Consider the following 18,841-nt stretch of genomic DNA (forward strand, 5'->3'; position numbering starts at 1 on the left):
TCTTTTTAAAAACAATATTCTAGCGGGTATGTGCGGGTGTCTGTGGAAGTTTGCAAAAAGTTCATAAATGATTGATTCCGCCTTACGATCCGGCGCATAGTCCCGGCCTCTTTAGGCTTTTGCGCACTTTTTGTGCTATGCAGCATAAAATGGATATATAGGGCTCCAGAGCCCCCAAGTAGAGTCAGGACGCGCCACACCCCATGTTGTACACCGCTTACGAGCTTGCCTACGCCGCCGTTGCGCCTGCGCGCATGGCGGCCGGAATGGGCGCTAAATTCTGGCGCTCATCGATGAACCCCGCCGCTGAAAGCTGGTTCGGCCGTTCGACCGCCGCAGCGCTCGACGTTTTCGAGAATGTCATGCGCCGCTATCCGAAGCCGGAATGGGGGATCGATTCCACCTTTGTAAATGGCGTCGAAGTTCCGCTGGTGATCCGGGAAACGGTGAAAGAAGATTTCTGCACGCTTCTGCATTTCGAGCGCGATGCGACCGCGCTGGCGGCGGCGACGGGCAATACAGAGCCCGATCCGAAAGTGCTGATCGTGGCGCCGCTTTCCGGCCATTACGCGACATTGTTGCGCGGCACGGTGGAGGCGATGCTTCCCGATCATGACGTCTATATCACCGACTGGACCGACGCCCGTCATGTGCCGCTGTCGGCTGGCCGTTTCGACCTGAATGATTATGTCGATTATCTGATCGGCTTTATACGGACGATTGGCGCCGGAACACACGCCATGGCCGTGTGCCAGCCGGGGCCGCCTCTCCTGATCGCCGGGGCGGTGATGGCGGAAGACAAGGATCCGTTGCGTCCTGCGTCGATCACGCTGATGGGCAGCCCGATCGATACGCGCCGTTCGCCGACCGTGCCGAACCAGCTCTCCAAGGAGCGGCCTTTACACTGGTTCGAACAGAATATGATTTACACGGTGCCAGCGCCTTACGCCGGTGCCATGCGCCGCGTATATCCGGGCTTTGTGCAGCTTTATTCATTCCTGTCGATGAATTCTGGTCGCCATATGAACGCCCAGTATGATTATTATGAGCATCTCGTGCAGGGCGACGGCGACGGCGCCGACAAGCATCGCAAATTTTATGACGAATATCTCTCCGTGCTCGACATGACGGAAGAGTTCTACATTCAAACCATCCGTGAAGTCTTTCAGGAGCACACGCTTCCCGAAGGCAAGTTCATGCATCGCGGTCGGCTTGTGAAGCCCGCAGCCATCACGGACATTGCGCTGATGACGGTCGAAGGTGAAAATGACGACATCTCCGGCATCGGCCAGACGCAGGCGGCGCATGATCTCTGCGTGAACATTCCGGAGAAATTGCAGCTCGATTACATTCAGCCGGAAGTCGGCCATTACGGCGTCTTTAACGGGTCGCGCTGGCGCTCGGAAATCCAGCCCCGTATCGCAGAGTTCATGCGTATGGCAGGCAAAGAAGCGGTAAAGCGCAAAGACTCAGACATAAGCGTTGCCGCAGAATAAAATGTCTTAAGTTGTTGCCTTCGACAAAAACGCGATGGGCAATCCGCCGGCGCCTTCGAGATAATAGATGCGCTCTCCATGTGCGTCGTCCGGCCCTTTGACGTCGAGGCCGTTTTTCTTCGCGCGTTCGGCATAGGCGTCGGCGTCATCGACAACAATCTGGAGCATGGTCATCTCAGGCATTTGCTCGCCCGCCGCCCAGAGTTCGATCCAACTGCCAAGTCCCTGTTTTGCGCCTTCGTCGACGGGGAAAACCGCGCCGGAAAACCCGTCGCTTTGGCCGAGATCCATGGGGCTGAGGCCAAGCCCATTTTCCCCAAGCAGATCGGCGACAGCCTTGGCGTCATCAGCATGCGCGACTTTGCAGAATCGAATCCCTAGAACTTTCATGGACGATCTCCTATTGAGGCGGGACTTTGAAGTCCGGAAAGGAACGCTACGACAAATGGCGGCGAAATCCAAAAGTGAAACGCGTCTCTACCTCGTTGACGGGTCCGGTTATTTATTCCGGGCCTATTTCGCCATGGCGCGCTCGCGCGAAGGCTTGACGCGTCAGTCAGACGGCTTGCCCGTCGGCGCCGTGCTCGGCTTTTCAAACATGCTCAACAAGCTCCTGACCGATATGCAGGACGAGCACGACCCGACCCATCTTGCGGTGATCTTTGATTATTCGGGCAAGACGTTCCGCAATGAGATCTATCCCGACTACAAAGGCAACCGCCCCGATGCGCCGGAAGATCTGATCCCGCAATTTCCGCTGGTGCGCAAGGCGACCCGGGCGTTCAACGTACCCTGCATTGAGACCGAAGGGTTTGAGGCCGACGATATCATCGCCACCTATGCGCGCAATGTTGAGGCCGATGGCGGTGAAGTGGTGATCATCTCCTCCGACAAGGATCTGATGCAGCTTGTCTCCGACAAAGTGTCGATGTTCGACCCCATGAAGAACAAGAAGATCGGCCGCGAAGAAGTGATTGAAAAATTCGGTCTTGGGCCGGAGCATGTGGTCGACATTCAATCGCTCGCAGGGGACTCCTCCGACAATGTGCCCGGCGTGCCCGGCGTCGGGATCAAAACCGCAGCGCAACTGATCGAGGAATATGGCGATCTTGAAACGCTATTGAGCCGTGCGGAAGAGATCAAACAGAACAAGCGGCGCGAAAACCTCATCGAATTCGCCGAACAGGCGCGCATTTCAAAAAAGCTTGTGGAATTGCGCACCGATGTGCCGCTGGAGTTCGCCGTCGATGAACTGAAAATGCGGTCAATCGATCTCGACTTGCTGTTGCCGTTCCTTGAAGAGATGGAGTTCACCAAACTGATTGATCGCGTCAAGCGCGAGGTCGGCATGGCGGACCTTGACGCGCGATCGGGTCCGCCGCCGGCGCCGGATGGCGACATCGCCTATGAAACCGTTTTCAGTGAACCGGCGCTGAAAGCATGGATTGCGCGCGCCCATGAGCGCGGCGTCATCGCCGTCGACACCGAAACGGACAGCCTCAACGCCATGCGCGCCAATCTTGTGGGCGTTTCCTTGTCAACGCGCGCAGGGGAGGGCTGTTACATCCCGCTCGGTCATGGCGCCGAGGGGCTTGCGCTCGATGATGAGGATACGGGAAAGCAAATTCCGCTCGACAAGGCGCTGAAAATTCTAAAGCCCATGCTTGAAGACGAAAGCATTCTCAAGATCGGACAGAATTTGAAATATGATGCGCTGGTGCTATCGCGTTACGGGATCAATATTGCGCCGTTCGATGACACAATGTTGATGTCCTATGCGCTCGACTGCGGCAAGGGCGGGCATGGAATGGACGAGCTTGCCAAACGTCATCTTGATTATGAGACGATCAAGTTTTCCGACGTTGCAGGAACCGGCAAGAAAGCGAAAACCTTCGATCAGATTGCGATCAAGGAAGCGGCGAAATACGCAGCAGAAGACGCCGACATTACGTTTCGTCTCTGGGAGATCTTGAAACCGCGCCTCGCGGCGGAAGGCAAGACGACAGTTTACGAAACGCTGGAGCGTCCTCTCGCGCCGGTCATCGTCGCCATGGAGCGTGAAGGGGTTAAAATCGACAAGGCGGTCCTGGCGCGTCTTTCGTCGGATTTTGCGCAGCGCATGGCGGCAGCGGAAGCGGAGGCGCACAAACTTGCGGGCGAGGATTTCAATCTCGGTTCGCCAAAACAGATTTCCGACATTCTTTTTGGCAAGCTCGGTCTTCCCGGCGGCAAGAAAACCGCTAAGGGCGCCTGGTCCACCAAAGCGGATGTGCTGGAACAACTTGCGGCGGAAGGGCATGATCTGCCGCAGGTGCTGCTCGACTGGCGCGGGCTTTCCAAGCTCAAAAGCACCTATACGGATTCGCTCCCGGGCGAGATCAATCCGGAAACGGGGCGGGTGCATACATCCTACGCCATGGCGTCGACCACGACAGGGCGGCTCGCCTCGACCGATCCCAATCTGCAGAACATTCCCATAAGGACGGAAGACGGGCGCAAAATCAGGACGGCCTTCATTCACGAGAAAGGCAGTGTGCTGGTCTCTGCCGATTACAGCCAGATCGAACTGCGCCTTGTCGCGCATATCGCTGATCTGAAATCCATGAAGCAGGCTTTTGCAGACGGCGTCGACATTCACGCCTTGACCGCGTCGGAAATGTTCGATGTGCCTGTTGAAGGCATGGACCCGATGATCCGCCGGCGCGCCAAGGCGATCAATTTTGGCATCATCTACGGCATTTCCGCCTTCGGTCTCGCCAATCAGCTCGGCATATCCCGCAGCGAGGCGAAAGATTATATCGACGCCTATTTCAAAAAATTTCCCGGCATTCGTCAGTATATGGACGACACGATTGCGTCTGCAAAGGCGGAAGGGTTTGTGGAGACGATCTTCGGACGGCGCACCTATGTGGGCGGCATCAATGACAAGAACCCGGCCATGCGCGGCTATTCAGAGCGCCAGGCGATCAATGCGCCTATACAGGGCGCCGCTGCGGATGTTATTCGCCGGGCGATGATCCGTATGCCGGCGGCGCTGAAGAAAGCGCATTTGAACGCCAAAATGCTGCTGCAGGTTCATGACGAATTGATTTTTGAATGTCCGAAAGATGAGGCGGACAAAACCTGTGCAGTTGTCTCCGAGATCATGGTCGGCGCCCCGGCGCCGGCGGTGACATTGTCGGTGCCCTTGATTGTGGACGCGCGCGCCGGCAACAATTGGGACGAAGCGCACTAGGGGCGCGGGGCCTGACGCTCAGCAGGAAACGGGCGGCGGGTCGCACGAATCCGTGCTAACATTTCGATATGAGCGATTTTTCTTTCACGCTTTTCGACACGTCTCTGGGCCGTTGCGGCATTGCCTGGGGCGCAAAGGGCGTGCGTTCTGTAAGCTTCCCTGAAGCGAGCGATGAGGCGACCGTAAAACACCTTTGCCGCCGTGCGCCCGGCGCCGCCGAGGCCGACCCGCCCGACGCCATTGCGGCGGTCATCAGTGACATCAAGGCGCTGTTCGAGGGCGAGCCCCGCGATCTCTCCCATGCGCGCCTCGACTGGCAAGAGATCGGCAATTTCGAGCGCGAGGTTTATTTGCTCTCGCTGAAAATCAGGCCGGGCGAGGTGAAGACCTATGGCGATCTTGCAAAGGCGCTGGGTGATGTGGCGCAGTCACGGCGAGTGGGTCAGGCGCTGGGGCGCAATCCGTTTCCGATTATTGTGCCCTGTCACCGAATTGTCGGCGCCTCCGGCGCCATGACGGGTTTCTCTGCGCCCGGCGGCGCGGAATTAAAACGCAAGCTTCTGAAAATCGAAGGCGCGCTGGAGCCTGATTTTTTCGACTAAGCGGCTACAAACTGAACATTTTATAGCGCTTCACCCAAAAACAAGCCTATCTGAAATCGAGTTTCAGTTTTGTAGTGCATGCCAACTACTATTAAATCGGGATTGCTTTCTCGGCTGATAATGAAAGCTTCCGAAATTTCATTCAACATATATGAAAGCGCCGGATTAAATCTGCGTGGCGACCACCCGAGTTTTTTTATGATTTTTCTTGAATTAAACGTGGGAGCTTGCAACGCCTCGCGGGCTAATGCCTTTGCATCTTGATAGGGGTCTGTCTGCAAGTTCGACAAAGGGTCAAATAACCAGAAAAGAGAGTACTCAGGTGTCACCAAGGTTTGTGCAGTTGGTCCTTTTGAGATCAAGCCGAAATGAAGCAGTTCTGCTACGCCGTCCTCAATTTGCTCCTTTGTTAATTTTGGGAATTCAGCGTGAATCGATTCGATTGTAAAATAATCGAATTTTGCACGCCCTTTTGTGGAGGAGTTACACAAATCAAGCGCGATTAATGCTGCGGTCTCCGAAAGTAGAATAGAGGGGAAGACTTCATCGATCAGCTTCTGCAAGTTGACATCGGTTTGTTGGCGCCAATCAGTAAGTTCTTTTTCAGAAATGTCTTTGTGAGTGACGCTATAGATTGCTTCCAACAATGACCCGAGCCCGGGAAATAGTAGGTTTCCACCAGTGCTAACTGAGGCATTCACTATTCTTCGTGCCAATAAGCGTTTCGTTGTTGGCATGATAAGAGTGTCAGCTTTCATCCCCACGGACCTTTACGGCGGCCTTCAAATGGGGAAGGGCCATCGGGGTCGAGGCGCATGCCGCTTTCCTTTCCCGCCATCTCCATCAAGCGATCAATGCGGTTTTGCGTTCCCGGATGCGTGGAGAAAAGATTATCCGCGCCGCGGCCCGAAAGCGGATTGATGATCATCATCTGGCCCGTTTCGGGATGACGCTCTGCGGTGGCGTTGGGAATTTGCGCGGCGCCGTTTGAAATTTTCGCCAGCGCAGAGGCGAGCCATTCGGGATGGCCGCAGATTTCAGCGCCCATGCGGTCCGCCTCATATTCGCGGCCGCGGCTGATCGCCATTTGCACCAGCGCCGCCGCCATTGGCGCGAAAATCATGATGGCGATCGCGCCGATAATGCCGCCGCCATTATTGCGGTTGCCGCCGAAGAACATGGCGAAATTCGCCAGCATGGTGATCGCGCCGGCAAGGGTCGCGGTTACGGTCATGGTCAGCGTGTCTCGGTTTTTCACATGGGCGAGTTCATGGGCCATGACGCCCGCGACTTCCTGTTCGGTCAGCATGCGCAACAGGCCTGTCGTCGCGGCGACAGCGGCGTTTTCGGGATTGCGGCCCGTAGCGAAGGCGTTGGGCTGTGCGTTTTCGATAATATAGACTTTCGGCTGGGGCAGTCCCGCTCCTGTGGCAAGCTCGCGCACAGTTTGCGCATAGCGCCGCGCAACGCCGGAGGCGTGCGCATCGTCGACCTCCTGCGCTTTGTACATGCGCAGCACCATCTTGTCGGAATTCCAGTAGGCGAAAACATTCATGCCCGCCGCCACAAGAAAGGCGATGGTCATTCCGCCGGCGCCGCCGATCATGTAGCCGACGCCCATGAAAAGCGCGGTCATCGCCGCAAGCAGCATGCCGGTGCGAAGTGTGTTCATGGACGGGGCCTCTTTCTTTCCATCGCCATCAAGAGCCCCTATATGTGGGTGCGAAAGGCGCGCTTCAATATGGCTGACGAGACCCAGGAATCTCCTCGCAAGGATCTGCCGCCAGCCGCCCAGCGGGCGCTGACGGAGGCTGAGGCGCGCCGCAAGGCGGCTGAAGCTGAGGCGAAGGCCCGTCCAAAAGAGCTTAACGGCCCGAAAGGTGAGGAGCCGACCCGCTATGGTGACTGGGAGCGCGGCGGCCGGGCCGTGGATTTTTAGGCGGCGTTCATCTCGCTTCATTTTCTCGTTATACGGCGGGCGCAGCGGCAAGTTCGTCTGTCCGCTGCATGGCGCCGCTGCATATTTGTGATTACGATTTGCTGCGAAACAGCAATTGAAGGGGCGGTGATGGTTTTTCGGGCGAGTGCATTGGGTGTTGCGGCGTCTTTCGTGGCGGCGGGATGCGGAGCTGCGTCAGAAGACAAGAACAGCGGCGGCGCACTGGTCGATGTCCGCATACAGCAATTCACCGACCGCCCGATCCCGCGTTTTGCGGTCGACGCCGCGTGGCCCGATCTTCCCGATGATGTCATTCTTGGTCAGGTGCCGGGCTGGCGGTTGACCGTCACGACAATGTCTGGATATTGCAGCGGCCCAACTCCCTTGGTTTTTCAGATACTGGGTTCGATCAGGACCCGCCTATTGCTGTGTGCTGCCGCGCAGCTCCACATGTGTTGACATTTTCGCAGGACGGCGAGTTGGTAGGCGAATGGGGCGGCGAAGAATTTGCCCCGGAAGTCGACGGCGTCAATCAATGGCCAGCCAATGTGCACGGTCTTTTCGTTGATGACGAAGATAGGGTCTGGATCGGCGGCAATGGCGACGGCGATCATGTAGTGTTGAACTTTAACGCAGACGGCGTTTTCATTCGGTCGATTGGGCGCAAAGGACAAACAGCCGGCAACTTCGACCGCGCCACGCTCGGCAATCCCGCCGATATCACCCATGATCCGGAAAGCGGCGAAACCCTGATCGCGGACGGCTATATAAACAAGCGCATCATTGGATTTGATCAGGAAGGCGAGTTCACCCGTTTCTGGGGAGCCTACGCTGCGTCTCCCGATGATGAAACGCGCGAAGGTTCTTTCGACCAGTCACAGGCGTCCAGCAATGCCGATGGCGGCGCGGACCCGGAATCGAAAACCTTTGGCGATATCGTCCACTGCATTGTGAAGGGGCCGGGCGATCGCATCTATGTCTGCGACCGGCGCAATAACCGGTTGCAGGTTTTTGAAACAAGCGACGCAGGCGACACTGTCTTTCTTCAGGATATTGTCTTCGCGCCGGAAACAGGTGGTACACGGACTGTTTCCGATGTCGCCTTCTCTCCTGACAACGCCTTCATGTATGTTTCCGATATGATGAACGGACAGGTCTGGATTCTGGACGCCAAAACCTATGACTTTCTTGGCGCTGTCGGGCGCAATGGCCGCTATCCCGGCGAGTTCATCTGGCTCCACAGCGTCGATGTGGACAGCGACGGAAATATTTATACAACCGAAGTGAACAGCGGCCGCCGCGTCCAGAAATTCGTCTTCACAGGTATAAAATAGCGCCTTTGAGGCTTCCCCTTTTATCGCATTCTCCGGTCAGACTGACGCATGGCGCCTTGCCTGATCGGGGCGGCGGGGCCATGTTTTTCCCATAACCGGCGGTGAAAAGCCGGAACGGCGGATATGAAAAGGAGGCTTCGCGGGCGCTTTTGTCCCGTGAAGACGGGGGCTATGGGCATTGCAATCGAGACTGAGGGTCTGCGTAAACGCTTTCGCGGCGTCAACGCTGTCGACGGCGTTGACCTCTCGGTGCCGGAAGGCGCCATTTTCGGATTTCTGGGGCCGAATGGGGCGGGCAAGACGACGACGATCCGGCTCCTGCTTGGGCTGCTCAATCCCAATCGCGGACGCATTTCAATTTTCGGCGAAGACTTACGCCGCAATCGTTTAAGGGCCCTGAAATCCGTAGGCGTCGCATTTGAAACGCCGGCCCATTACGAACATCTGACAGGCCGTGAAAATCTCGATATTACCCGGCGGCTCTTGAAGCTCGATAAGGCCGAGATTGATCAGGTGCTATCGACGGTGGAGCTTTCCCATGTGGCCGGCCGTCATGTCCGGAAATATTCCCTCGGTATGCGTCATCGTTTGGGGCTCGCCCGCGCGCTTCTCGGCAAGCCAAAGCTTCTTATTTTTGATGAGCCCACCAACGGGCTCGATCCCGTCGGCATTCGCGAAATGCGCGATTTCATTAAGACTCTGCCGGCGCGCACTGGCGCCACCGTTTTCGTTTCGTCGCATCATCTCGCCGAGATTGAACAGATGGCGTCCCATGTCGCGGTGATCCATCTCGGCAAGATCGTTTTCCAGGGCGCCATGAATGAGTTGCGCGGGCTTCATGCGCCACGCCTTGAAATCGGCTGCTCCGATGACGCCAGCGCCTCGGCCATGCTGGGTGGCGGCGCGCGCAAGGTGGAAAGCCGCAATGGCCGTTTGGTGATAGAACTATCCTCGGCGGAGGGCGCCAAGGCCCGCGCGGCTGCGATCAACAGAAAACTCAATGAAGCAGGCATTGATGTGCACCATCTCGCTATTGCGCCATGGACGCTGGAAGAATTGTTCCTCCAGCTTATCGGCGCCAAGCCGCAACTCGGACAGGAGTGAGGAAACGCTATGCTCGCCTCCATTCAGGTCGAATTGATCAAATTGAAACGCTCCAAGATCATGCTGGTGATGCTTGCCGGGCCAGCGCTTGTGGCGCTTTTGTTTTTCTCATTACAGGCGAGTGGCGCAAATTTGCGCGCATGGCCGCTTTATTTCTTTGCGGGGCTGACGGCCTGGGCGACTTTCATGTTGCCGCTGACAGCGACGATCATCGCAACCCTGTTGGCGCAACTTGAGCACGGGCCGAAAACATGGGCGCATCTTCTAGCGCTGCCGGTGCCGAAATGGCGTGTCTTCGCTGCGAAGGCGATCGTCGCGCTCGGGCTTATTGCACTGATGAGCTTGCTCACAGGCGGATTGCTCGCCTTTGGCGGCTGGCTCGCCGGCGCGCTCAATCCAGAAAACAAGTTGATGGACCCGGCGCCGTTTGCAGCGCTTGCGGAGACCATGATGGATGACGACGATCAGATGTTCGGTGGGATGGATGTCATGCTCATGGTCCGCGAATGGAAACGCGTCGTCGCCGAAAGGCTCGCTTATGTTTACCTCTCGTCATTTCTTCTGATTGCAGTTCAGCTCTGGGCGGCCTTTCGTTTCCGCAATTTCCTGATCCCCATGGCGCTCGGTGTCGGCGGCGGGTTCTTTGCGATCTTCGCGCAGGCATCGGAATACGGCCTCTATTTCCCGTGGTTGATGCCGTTTAATACGCTTGGCTTTATGCCGGAGAATGTGGAGAAGGCGCTCGCGTTCGGCCTTGTGGGCGGGATCGGGATGAGTTTGCTGATGCTTGTCGATATGAGCAGAATGCAGATCAAGTAACCCGGTTGCGCGCAGCCTATTTACTCTGCGAATGCGGTCTGGGATTTCCGGGTACAACGCCGGCAGTCGTCATTCCATGCGCAAAAAAGCATATGGCTCCCGTCCTGTGCTGTACTCTTCGCTCAAAAGATATTGGGAGAGAGTATGACGGAATTTTACGAAGCGCCGCCTGTCGACGATCGCGCGATCTGGGATCTTTGGCTTTCCATGCATTACTTCCCGGCGGCGACGGCCGTGCAGGAGGCGGGCGTTTTTGAAGCGCTTGAAGCTGAGCCTCTGAGTCTTGACGATCTCGCTGACAAGCTCTCTCTCAATCCGAAAGCGCTTGGCGTGGTGATGTCGCTCGTGGCGGCGCTGGGGCTCGTAAACCGGCGTGAAGGCGTCTGGCGCCTGACGCCTCATGCCAGAACATATCTGCTATCCGGCACAACTTATTCCTGGTCGCCATTGTTTGAGATTTACAAGAATGGCACGCCTTTGCATGGCGAGCTTCTGTCGCTTTTGAAAACAGGAAAGACGCCTCGTGAGGACAAGCCGTCGGATGGCTGGGAGGCGGGCAAGGTGCCCCCTGACGCAGCGCGCAGCATCGCGAAATTTATGCACGCTCATTCCTTGCCTGCGGCGGTGGCGGCGGCCCGTTCCGGCGCGTTCAGCAAGGTGAAAAAACTGCTCGATGTGGGTGGTGGGTCCGGTGTCTTTTCCATCGCAGCGGCGCAGCGAAACCCATCTCTTAGCGCCACTATCATGGATCTCGACACGATGTGTGATGCGGCGTCTGAATTATTCATCGCGTCGTCCGGGGTGGCGGATCGTGTTGACACAATCGCTGTCGATATGTTCCGGGAGGACTGGCCCACTGGCTATGACGCGTTGTTCTTTTCCAACGTGTTTCATGACTGGGACGACGACATCAACGCGCAATTGTCAAAGAAATCCTTTGACGCCCTGCCGTCGGGCGGGCGGATTATTCTCCACGAAATTCTCATGAACGACAATGAAGACGGGCCGATGACACCAGCATCATTTTCTGTCCTCATGCTCCGCGGCACGAAAGGCAAGCAATATACATTCCGTGAGCTGACGAAATATCTGGAGGACGCCGGTTTTGTCAGTGTCGATGCTGTCCAGACGAGCCCTTATTATTCGCTTGTTTCGGCGGTAAAACCTTAGTGGCTAATCCAGCGGCGGCGCTGACGAAAAGCGCATGGTCTGGCGGCGCAGCCCGTCAAGATCGGTGATGCATAACGACCCGTAACGGGTCTCTATCAACGCCATCGACTGGAACTCGACCAGGACCTTGTTGACCGCCTGCCGTGAGGCGCCGACCATGATGCTCAGATCCTTTTGTGCGATCTTGAGCTCTATCGTCTGGCCGGACCCGGTGTTCTCGTTGGCGGCGAGGAAGACAAGTCGTGAGGCGACGCGCGCATGCAACGGAAAAATCGTCGCCACTTCCAGCGACATAATGGAGGTGCGGGCGATGCGTGCGACAAAGCCAAGGAGCGCCGTTTCCAGCTCGGGGTATTTTTTCCGCAGTTCGTTCAGTTGGCTTCTGGAAAGAAACAGGAGTTCGCAATCCGTCACCGCCTCAGTCGATACAGCATAGGGACCGCCGTCAATGGCGGCGATATCGCCAAAGCTTTCACCGGCGCCGTTGAGTTTGTAAATCATCTCGCGACCGTCCGGCGCCAGAGAGAAAAGCCGCACAGTGCCGGATACCACGCGAAACAGCCCCTTGGCGGGGGTGAAGCGTTCACAAATCAGCGCGCCTTCCCGGACGCGCACGGTTTTCATCTGAGACATGACGGCGGCGCGCAACTCGTCGGGAAGCGCATCAATCCAGTTCAGCGTTTCTGCGCCTTTGGCCACCTTGTCACACTCCTTGCAGTGTTTTGGCGAACTGCGTCATGCGCGCCCGTATGTCTTAGCGAACGCGTAAGGTCGCGGGGGAGCATGACGTGCAATTTGCTTCAGCGCAATGAGGACGAGCGTATCAGGCGCCTATCTGTAGAAGACGGTTTCATTGCCGGTGAAGCGCCACGGCTCTTCAAGGTCGATGCAGGCTGAAACATTGTTGCGCGCTTCGATCTTCAACAGGTCTAGGCCGTTGTCGCCTTGCTGACGCTGAAGCAGGATGACGCCATTGACCAGCGGGCCGATAAAATTGGCGCGTAGCTTTTGATAGCAATAGACATCCATGTCGGCGACATTGGCGAAAGGCGTATTGATGCGGCCTTCACCTTCGGTGAAGGAGAGGAAATCCTTGGCCACGCCGGACGCGGCGGCGCCAGGTGTTTTCGGCAGAGAAATCATGTCTTCTGTCAGGGACGGCAGGCGTCCATGCAGGGCGAAGATCAGCCGGTTCGGGTCGATGGAATCCGGCGACAGCGCAATTGCGCTCACCTTGCTGGCGGCGGCGTTGTGGGCGGCGTCGGTAAACCACGCGCCTTGCGCGGCGCCCGGCGTGTCCACCAGGGCGGCGCGGCAGGCATTATCGCCCTTGGCGCGGCGCACGCCCCAGCTATCGCCGAGAAGCGCGGCCCATTTCGTCTGCTCATCCTTGGGAAGATAATCGATGGCGCAGCGCGCATGGGTGACATCGGTTGTTATCGCCGCGACGAGGCTAGGCGGGGCGTCAAAAACTTCGGCGCGCGCGAAGCTATCGGTTCGATAGCGTTCGGGCCGGGCAAGCGCGGCGGGCGTCGCATCGCGGTCGTGGAGCCCTACGTCGAAACCGTCGCTGTCGCCAACGACATCGCCGACCGCAACCCGGATGCGGGTTTCAACACCCATATGGTCGGGCGTGCCGAATTCGCTGAAGGCGACCAGACCGCCAGCCTTTTCAAGTATGGCGTCGTCGATGCGGTCGATACGGTCATAGTAAAATGAGATATTGCCGCAGGTCTGGAAATAAACGGTCCATGAGGGGCCGGTGGCGCGGCCATAGGCGTCGCGCAGGGTGCGCCTTTCAATAGCGACGATATCCGCCTTAGCCGGCGACAGGGCCTGTGTCGCGCGCCGCTCAAAGGCCTGTTCGCCGGAGCGTGTGTTGATGCGTATGTAGGGCGCCGGCAGAGCTTCGCCCGGGGCCGTCACACCGCCCAGCGGCGACACGGACAGAACATCGTCGAGGGGCGCGAACGGGCCGGACAGCGCGGGCTCGCCAATGGCGCAGGCGCGCGTCGACATCGGAGCGCCGTCAGCGCGCGCCGCGAACGCTTCCGCCTTTTCAGCGAATTTGGCGCCGCCTTGCGGCCAGGCTATGGCCGCTCCAAACAGCGCTGCAGTGATGAACGCCGCCGCAAGTCTTACAGCGTCACCGGTTCCGGACATGAAACAACCCCCGACGTCCCCCCAATAGGCGAGGCAGAAAGTCCTATGGCGGCGGCGCCAAGTCAAGGTGAGCCCGGAACCCTTTGGGTTCAGGGCGGGTTTCAGGCTCGACAGGCGCCGCTCTTTGGGGCTTATTGGCGGTCCAGTTTCAGGGTTAACGGGCTCGGGCGGGAGACGAAAACATGGTGAAATGGCAGGGACGGCGTCAGAGCCGCAATGTGGAAGACCGCCGCGGCGCCGCGGCGGCCGGCGGCGCCGGGATCCTGCTCATGTTGCTGCGCCTGATCATCGGGCGCTTCGGCATTCGCGGGCTCCTCTTTGTCGGGGTCATCGGCGTTGGCCTTTATATGGCCGGGGTCAATCCCATGGCCCTGTTGCAAGGCGGCGGCGTCGGGCAGCAGCAGGCGGAGCCGATTGACGACGAGTCGTCGCAATTTGTCCGCGCCGTGCTGGCGGAAACCGAAGATGTCTGGTCGCGCCTGTTTGAAGAGGCAGGGTCCGACTATCCCGAACCGACGCTCGTCATGTTTACCGGCAATACGCAGTCGGGTTGCGGATTCGCCTCCTCTGGGACCGGGCCTTTTTACTGTCCCGCCGATCAGAAACTCTATCTCGATGTGGGGTTTTTCCGCGAACTGGCGCAGCGCTTCGGCGCGCCGGGCGATTTCGCGGCCGCCTATGTGATCGCTCATGAGGTTGGCCACCATGTGCAAACAGTTACGGGCATCTCCAATCAGGTTCGCACAGCGCAGCAACGCGCGCGCGGCGAAGCTGAGGCCAATGCCTATCAGGTGATGATGGAGCTTCAGGCCGATTGCTATGCTGGCGTCTGGGCCCACTACGCCGACAGGATGGGGCAGTTTCTCGATGCAGGCGACATTGCAGAAGGTCTCAAGGCCGCGGAAGTGATCGGCGATGACGCGCTGCAACGCGGCGCCGGCCAGGAAGTGAAACCGGAGAAGTTCACGCATGGCTCGTCGGCGCAGCGTCAGCGCTGGTTTACGCAAGGCTACCGTTCCGGCAGCGTCGACGCCTGCGACACCTTTAATACGCAAGATCTCTGATCTTGATACCTGTTTTCCTGGCTGTTCGCCTTGCCGCTGCCGTCGGTTTGCGTTGAAATAAAACCAAAATAAAGCGGGGCGGTGAGCATGGCGTCAATTCCAGGCAGCATTTTTGGTTTTCTTTCAAATTCGGTGAGACTGCTTTCCCCCCGGTCCTGGCGGCTGATCTATAAACAAGTTCGCCATTCTCTCGATATGCAAGGCGCGGCGTTTCTGACGGCGAGCAGCCTGTTCACCGTCGGCGCAGATATCGTTCAGGCCTATTCGCGGGTTTTGTGGTCCGTCCTCGCGCTTTCCGTTGCGGCGATTGTCGCTCTGTCCATTTCACTTGTCTCCCAGCATCGGCCGAAAGCCGTTCGCAAAACCCTGGTGCATGTCTATCTCGCCAGTTTCGGTGCGCTCTTGACCGCGTCATCGTTGATTATCCTCGGCGGCAATGACGAAAACAGCAATGTGGCGGCCATGCTCGATCGCATGGAATCCATCGACGATTCTACATCGCGCATTGATCGAACGACCAAAAGCATTCGCGAAGACACGTCGGTCATGGCGACGACGCTTCAGGAAATGAATGTGTCGCAACGCGCGAAAGATATTGCGGAGCTGATGACGTTCACGATTGATGAGCAGGGATCCGGCGATGGCCGCATTAAAGGCGCTATCAACTGGCCGCCGGGCGTCAAGGTGAAAGAGCGCTCCTGTAAATTCATTGAGGCTGGCGACAATCCGGTGGTGCGCCAGGCGAAGGTGGAGCGCTGTGCAGACTTTGAGTTTGTGCTCGAAGACGGCAAGGACATTCTTGATCTCGAGGTTTTCCAGCAACTCACATCGGCGCCATTGCCGTGGCTTCAGGTTGAATTGCGCGATGGCCAGGAATTGACGGTGCCAAGCTATATGATGACGCTTGCGCTGAGTAACTATTTTTCCAACAACTACTCGGCGCAGCGCGCAACGAAACGAACCAAGCCCGAAGATTATGAGGTGAGAGTAAGCTTGCGCCGGAATGCGGCGCCGGAAGCGCAAGTTTATCACCAGGGCAAGCCTGCCGAGGGCGTAGGCTGCCGCTGGGGGAATTTACGAGACACCATCGAGATGACGCAGGTCGGCCAAGATCCATGCCGTGTCACCCTGTCGGTAAAGCAAAACCCTTTTTCCGATCATTTCGCCTTGAAGGAAATCACAGTCGGCGTCAGTGACTATTCGACCGGCATGAGCGCATCATTGTCTCATGCTCTGTCCGGGGACGAACTGACTGCCCTTGCTGACATGCGCGAGAAAGAGTTCGTTACAACTGAGCCTTATATGCGGCTTGGCGATGTCGAGATCAAACGCGTTGGCTATGAACGTGTGGAGCTGCTGGCGACGCTGGTTACGGACACAAGGGTCGAGGACGAGTTTATCAACCTGAACGCAGCGAGTCAGTTTTCTTATCCCAAGGACAATGCATATCTCTATAACCAGCAATCCGCGATAAATAATAATCAGGCGCAGGGGCAAACCATCATTGGCGGAACCGTCTCTGACATTCATATGGTTTTCCAGCAAATGCCTGCGGCCTTCGGTTATTGCACCGAAGCGGCGATCGGCAAGGATCGCCGGATGACGATTGAGGTCTGGGAGCTGGGGCGGAAAGGCTTTGCGCAGACTTTCCTCAAAACCTACGCTCTCGCCCAGGAAACTCCGTCTCGCGGTTATAACAAGAATGAACTCTCCTGCTCCAACACCCTTGGCTGGCCTGCGGAGCTGCATCGCCACATCAAGGCCGGGATGGAGCCGCCTGAAGACTTTACAGTCGATAGCTACCGGAAAACACTCGTCAAGAAATGCCTCAACGCCCCGTCCGCTCCGGAGGATTTGGTGTTCTGTGTCAGGAACGGAAAGCTCGATTTCAGCAGGGTCGATTTTTTCAGCCCGATGCAGCTTGCGGGCGCAACAGATTACAACCTGCTGACATGCGCAAATATTCACCGGTCCTATCTTGAGGTCATGAGATCACTGTCAGGTAAAGTCTCGCTCCCGCCAATTGAAGAACCGCCATCATGCGAAATCTATGGCCGTGCGGCGGTGTTGTTTAAGGAGAGTTCGGAAAGAAATATCGAGGGCGCCCCTGTTCAGGAAAAGAACCAGCCTTTCGTTCCTTATCATGAGACTGCCCAGACATGCCGTTCGGCTCAGGCTGACAATAAGGCGCGTGTGGCGGCGTGTTCTGAAATATTTGGAACGGCGTATTGGCTTGAAAGCATGGGTAAAACTTGTGCGAATAATGCCGGGGACTATGGAGACCGGCAATATCTGCAATCCTTGCAGCAACAGTTGAACAGCTTACAGGCGACTTTCGGCGACAAGGCCATGTCCCATGGCGGCAATCAGTATAGCGGACTGGCTTTCCGGCATGGCCTGGAGCACGAAGCGTTTGATTGGTACAAATCCGTTCTTGAAAACGAGCCTTGCCCCGGCGTGGTGTTCGCTCTGGGGCAAGATGAACAGACCGAAAGCTCTTCCTCCGAAGAGCCCGCCGCGCGGCGCAGGCGGTAAAATTTTTGGATGGCGCAGGAAGCTTCGTCGATCCATGACTGAGTTAGAGACTTATATCTATCTCAGTCCTGCCTCCATCTGGTCAGCTTCAGAAGAGACATCGTCAACAGTTTCAACTGCAATCGTGTCTGCATCGGGCGCTTGGTCGACGAAAGGCGCGCCGGGTTGTTCATACGCATAGGCATATGAACCGAAGCAATCCGACGTAAACCCGTTTGTGAGCGCTGCGACTTTGACGCGATCGGCCAATGCAGGCAGCGGCTCCAGAATCTCGTGGGCGACGCTCAGGTCGGACTGGTCGAGCGGATAGCCGCCATCTTCAGGCAGGTGCATTGTGCCAAGAAACAGCGTTTCGCCGTCATGAATGATAAAGGCCGGCGCGCCAAAGCAGAGATCTGCGGCGAACGCGCCCCAATTGATCGTCGCCATTTTCCAGATGCCCGGTGGTATCTCCGCAAGAAAATCATAGCGACGGATTTCGCCGCCTCTGGTTTTCCGGATCTTCGGAGTGAGATTGCCGCCAAGCGTAACGCTGACTGGTTCGCCGTCATAAATGACCTCGGCGCCGTCGTCGTCTAGGCGCTGAAAAATAATGCTGTGCATGTTCAGGTCGGTTCTCCCGCCGACCATGCTTAATAGAATTTGCCCCCTGTCCTCGCTCACGGTGGCGATGTCTTTTTCCTTCACGGCTTTGACAGGCTTCGGCGCTTTTACACCTTTTGGCGGTTTGGGCGGTCGAAGCTCGCCCGCGGCTTCAATAGCGGCGTCGGTCATGTCCTCCACTGCGCGGCGGCTCAAGGAGACTTCTTCAAGGTCCTCAGCTTCGCGAACACGGAAGCCGCCAATGGCGAGTTCGTTTGCAAACGTTCCGCGGTGAAGAATGCCAAGCGCCGTTGGCGCCTCTACGAAGGGCTTCAACTCTTCGCGCAATCGAGGAGGATCATCGTCCCACGCCTCGAGCGCTTTGCCTTGTTCTTCTGTCAGGCCAACAACGCTCCATCCGCGCAGGGCCATGCAGTTTTCCATGTTCGCCGCCGCGCCTTGGCGGTTTTCGTTATTGTCGATGACGCCGCCGACAATAGCGCCCAAAAGCCCGCCGCCTGTAGCCGCTGCAATGCCTGTCATGGCGTCGCTGCCATTGATCATGCCGCGTGTGGCGATAGCGCAGGCGACCAGCGCATCATTATGATCCGTCATTGTCGCGCCGGGTTTGTAGAAAAAATGGAAACCGGGACTGGAAGCGGTGAGGCCTTGCGCCAGCGCAATGCTTCCCAAAACGCCGCCTGCAACGGTCAGGCAAGCCAAAAACCTGCTTAACTTCATATGCCCCTCCTTGACCCCGGCCAAAGCCTATCTGGGATAGTCGAGAAGGCGCAACAG

At 57.3% G+C, this 18,841-nt stretch carries 17 protein-coding genes; 11 read left to right on the top strand and 6 right to left on the bottom strand.

What is annotated here, in order from left to right:
• Positions 1 to 203 precede the first annotated feature (203 nt).
• Entirely contained in the window at positions 204 to 1,496 is a 1,293-nt protein-coding gene (locus ACFOOP_RS06755) for a polyhydroxyalkanoate depolymerase (protein ID WP_379880118.1), read from the top strand.
• 6 nt (positions 1,497 to 1,502) lie between these two features.
• Here ACFOOP_RS06755 and ACFOOP_RS06760 read toward each other — a convergent pair whose 3' ends face one another.
• Complete coding sequence (locus ACFOOP_RS06760; RefSeq protein WP_379880119.1) at positions 1,503 to 1,886, bottom strand: VOC family protein; 384 nt, start codon at positions 1,884 to 1,886, stop codon at positions 1,503 to 1,505.
• Between the two features lie 55 nt (positions 1,887 to 1,941).
• Between ACFOOP_RS06760 and polA the strand changes: the two genes are divergently transcribed.
• Both polA and ACFOOP_RS06770 read left to right on the top strand, forming a co-directional pair.
• The gene (gene polA / locus ACFOOP_RS06765) at positions 1,942 to 4,731 is read left to right on the top strand and encodes a DNA polymerase I (protein ID WP_379880120.1); all 2,790 of its coding nucleotides are present in this window, start codon (positions 1,942 to 1,944) and stop codon (positions 4,729 to 4,731) included.
• A gap of 68 nt (positions 4,732 to 4,799) precedes the next feature.
• Positions 4,800 to 5,333, top strand: coding sequence for a methylated-DNA--[protein]-cysteine S-methyltransferase (locus ACFOOP_RS06770; protein WP_379880121.1), 534 nt, complete (start codon positions 4,800 to 4,802; stop codon positions 5,331 to 5,333).
• Positions 5,334 to 5,353: 20 nt separating this feature from the next.
• On the opposite strand, the gene ACFOOP_RS06775 is transcribed toward ACFOOP_RS06770, so the two are convergent.
• Together ACFOOP_RS06775 and htpX are read right to left on the bottom strand one after the other, a co-directional pair.
• Positions 5,354 to 6,091: a hypothetical protein gene (locus tag ACFOOP_RS06775; RefSeq protein WP_379880122.1), complete on the bottom strand. Its 738-nt coding sequence runs from the start codon at positions 6,089 to 6,091 to the stop codon at positions 5,354 to 5,356.
• Positions 6,088 to 7,005, bottom strand: coding sequence for a zinc metalloprotease HtpX (htpX, locus tag ACFOOP_RS06780; protein ID WP_379880123.1), 918 nt, complete (start codon positions 7,003 to 7,005; stop codon positions 6,088 to 6,090). Before htpX ends, ACFOOP_RS06775 begins: the two co-directional genes overlap by 4 nt.
• 69 nt (positions 7,006 to 7,074) lie before the next feature.
• On the opposite strand from htpX, the gene ACFOOP_RS06785 reads away from it, so the two are divergent.
• The 6 genes from ACFOOP_RS06785 (at position 7,075) to ACFOOP_RS06810 (ending at position 11,699) form a co-directional block, all read left to right on the top strand.
• Positions 7,075 to 7,272 carry a DUF1674 domain-containing protein gene (locus ACFOOP_RS06785; RefSeq protein ID WP_379880125.1) on the top strand — a complete coding sequence of 66 codons (198 nt, stop codon included), beginning with the start codon at positions 7,075 to 7,077 and terminating at the stop codon, positions 7,270 to 7,272.
• A gap of 129 nt (positions 7,273 to 7,401) precedes the next feature.
• Positions 7,402 to 7,731 (top strand): hypothetical protein, encoded by a 330-nt coding sequence (locus ACFOOP_RS06790; protein ID WP_379880126.1) that lies wholly within the window; start codon positions 7,402 to 7,404, stop codon positions 7,729 to 7,731.
• The gene (locus ACFOOP_RS06795) at positions 7,725 to 8,606 is read left to right on the top strand and encodes an NHL repeat-containing protein (RefSeq protein WP_379880127.1); all 882 of its coding nucleotides are present in this window, start codon (positions 7,725 to 7,727) and stop codon (positions 8,604 to 8,606) included. The genes ACFOOP_RS06790 and ACFOOP_RS06795 overlap by 7 nt, the downstream gene beginning before the upstream one ends.
• A 171-nt stretch (positions 8,607 to 8,777) precedes the next feature.
• The gene (locus ACFOOP_RS06800) at positions 8,778 to 9,710 is read left to right on the top strand and encodes an ABC transporter ATP-binding protein (protein WP_379880128.1); all 933 of its coding nucleotides are present in this window, start codon (positions 8,778 to 8,780) and stop codon (positions 9,708 to 9,710) included.
• Between the two features lie 9 nt (positions 9,711 to 9,719).
• A complete protein-coding gene (locus tag ACFOOP_RS06805) occupies positions 9,720 to 10,529 on the top strand; it encodes an ABC transporter permease (protein ID WP_379880129.1) in 810 nt (269 codons plus the stop codon).
• Positions 10,530 to 10,673: 144 nt separating this feature from the next.
• A complete protein-coding gene (locus ACFOOP_RS06810) occupies positions 10,674 to 11,699 on the top strand; it encodes a methyltransferase (RefSeq protein WP_379880130.1) in 1,026 nt (341 codons plus the stop codon).
• A gap of 3 nt (positions 11,700 to 11,702) precedes the next feature.
• Here the strand turns inward: ACFOOP_RS06810 and ACFOOP_RS06815 are convergent, their stop codons facing one another.
• Both ACFOOP_RS06815 and ACFOOP_RS06820 read right to left on the bottom strand, forming a co-directional pair.
• Positions 11,703 to 12,398: a Crp/Fnr family transcriptional regulator gene (locus ACFOOP_RS06815; RefSeq protein ID WP_379880131.1), complete on the bottom strand. Its 696-nt coding sequence runs from the start codon at positions 12,396 to 12,398 to the stop codon at positions 11,703 to 11,705.
• 132 nt (positions 12,399 to 12,530) lie between these two features.
• A complete protein-coding gene (locus ACFOOP_RS06820; RefSeq protein ID WP_379880132.1) occupies positions 12,531 to 13,862 on the bottom strand; it encodes a hypothetical protein in 1,332 nt (443 codons plus the stop codon).
• A 185-nt stretch (positions 13,863 to 14,047) separates the two neighbouring features.
• On the opposite strand from ACFOOP_RS06820, the gene ypfJ reads away from it, so the two are divergent.
• Both ypfJ and ACFOOP_RS06830 read left to right on the top strand, forming a co-directional pair.
• Complete coding sequence (gene ypfJ / locus ACFOOP_RS06825; RefSeq protein ID WP_434056908.1) at positions 14,048 to 14,926, top strand: KPN_02809 family neutral zinc metallopeptidase; 879 nt, start codon at positions 14,048 to 14,050, stop codon at positions 14,924 to 14,926.
• 87 nt (positions 14,927 to 15,013) lie between these two features.
• A complete protein-coding gene (locus ACFOOP_RS06830) occupies positions 15,014 to 17,461 on the top strand; it encodes a hypothetical protein (protein WP_379880136.1) in 2,448 nt (815 codons plus the stop codon).
• A gap of 57 nt (positions 17,462 to 17,518) precedes the next feature.
• Here the strand turns inward: ACFOOP_RS06830 and ACFOOP_RS06835 are convergent, their stop codons facing one another.
• Entirely contained in the window at positions 17,519 to 18,784 is a 1,266-nt protein-coding gene (locus ACFOOP_RS06835; RefSeq protein WP_379880137.1) for a hypothetical protein, read from the bottom strand.
• Positions 18,785 to 18,841: the final 57 nt, after the last annotated feature.

Origin of the sequence: Hyphococcus aureus (genome assembly GCF_042643165.1) — a bacterium.
Taxonomy (GTDB): domain Bacteria; phylum Pseudomonadota; class Alphaproteobacteria; order Caulobacterales; family Parvularculaceae; genus Hyphococcus; species Hyphococcus aureus.

What these genes read in the sequence shown, in the direction of transcription:
- ACFOOP_RS06755 (WP_379880118.1), top strand. Translation starts at nt 204, where the DNA reads ATGTTGTACACCGCTTACGAGCTTGCCTACGCCGCCGTTGCGCCTGCG.
- ACFOOP_RS06760 (WP_379880119.1), bottom strand. Translation starts at nt 1,886, where the DNA reads ATGAAAGTTCTAGGGATTCGATTCTGCAAAGTCGCGCATGCTGATGAC.
- polA (WP_379880120.1), top strand. Translation starts at nt 1,942, where the DNA reads ATGGCGGCGAAATCCAAAAGTGAAACGCGTCTCTACCTCGTTGACGGG.
- ACFOOP_RS06770 (WP_379880121.1), top strand. Translation starts at nt 4,800, where the DNA reads ATGAGCGATTTTTCTTTCACGCTTTTCGACACGTCTCTGGGCCGTTGC.
- ACFOOP_RS06775 (WP_379880122.1), bottom strand. Translation starts at nt 6,091, where the DNA reads ATGAAAGCTGACACTCTTATCATGCCAACAACGAAACGCTTATTGGCA.
- htpX (WP_379880123.1), bottom strand. Translation starts at nt 7,005, where the DNA reads ATGAACACACTTCGCACCGGCATGCTGCTTGCGGCGATGACCGCGCTT.
- ACFOOP_RS06785 (WP_379880125.1), top strand. Translation starts at nt 7,075, where the DNA reads ATGGCTGACGAGACCCAGGAATCTCCTCGCAAGGATCTGCCGCCAGCC.
- ACFOOP_RS06790 (WP_379880126.1), top strand. Translation starts at nt 7,402, where the DNA reads ATGGTTTTTCGGGCGAGTGCATTGGGTGTTGCGGCGTCTTTCGTGGCG.
- ACFOOP_RS06800 (WP_379880128.1), top strand. Translation starts at nt 8,778, where the DNA reads ATGGGCATTGCAATCGAGACTGAGGGTCTGCGTAAACGCTTTCGCGGC.
- ACFOOP_RS06805 (WP_379880129.1), top strand. Translation starts at nt 9,720, where the DNA reads ATGCTCGCCTCCATTCAGGTCGAATTGATCAAATTGAAACGCTCCAAG.
- ACFOOP_RS06810 (WP_379880130.1), top strand. Translation starts at nt 10,674, where the DNA reads ATGACGGAATTTTACGAAGCGCCGCCTGTCGACGATCGCGCGATCTGG.
- ACFOOP_RS06820 (WP_379880132.1), bottom strand. Translation starts at nt 13,862, where the DNA reads ATGTCCGGAACCGGTGACGCTGTAAGACTTGCGGCGGCGTTCATCACT.
- ACFOOP_RS06830 (WP_379880136.1), top strand. Translation starts at nt 15,014, where the DNA reads ATGGCGTCAATTCCAGGCAGCATTTTTGGTTTTCTTTCAAATTCGGTG.
- ACFOOP_RS06835 (WP_379880137.1), bottom strand. Translation starts at nt 18,784, where the DNA reads ATGAAGTTAAGCAGGTTTTTGGCTTGCCTGACCGTTGCAGGCGGCGTT.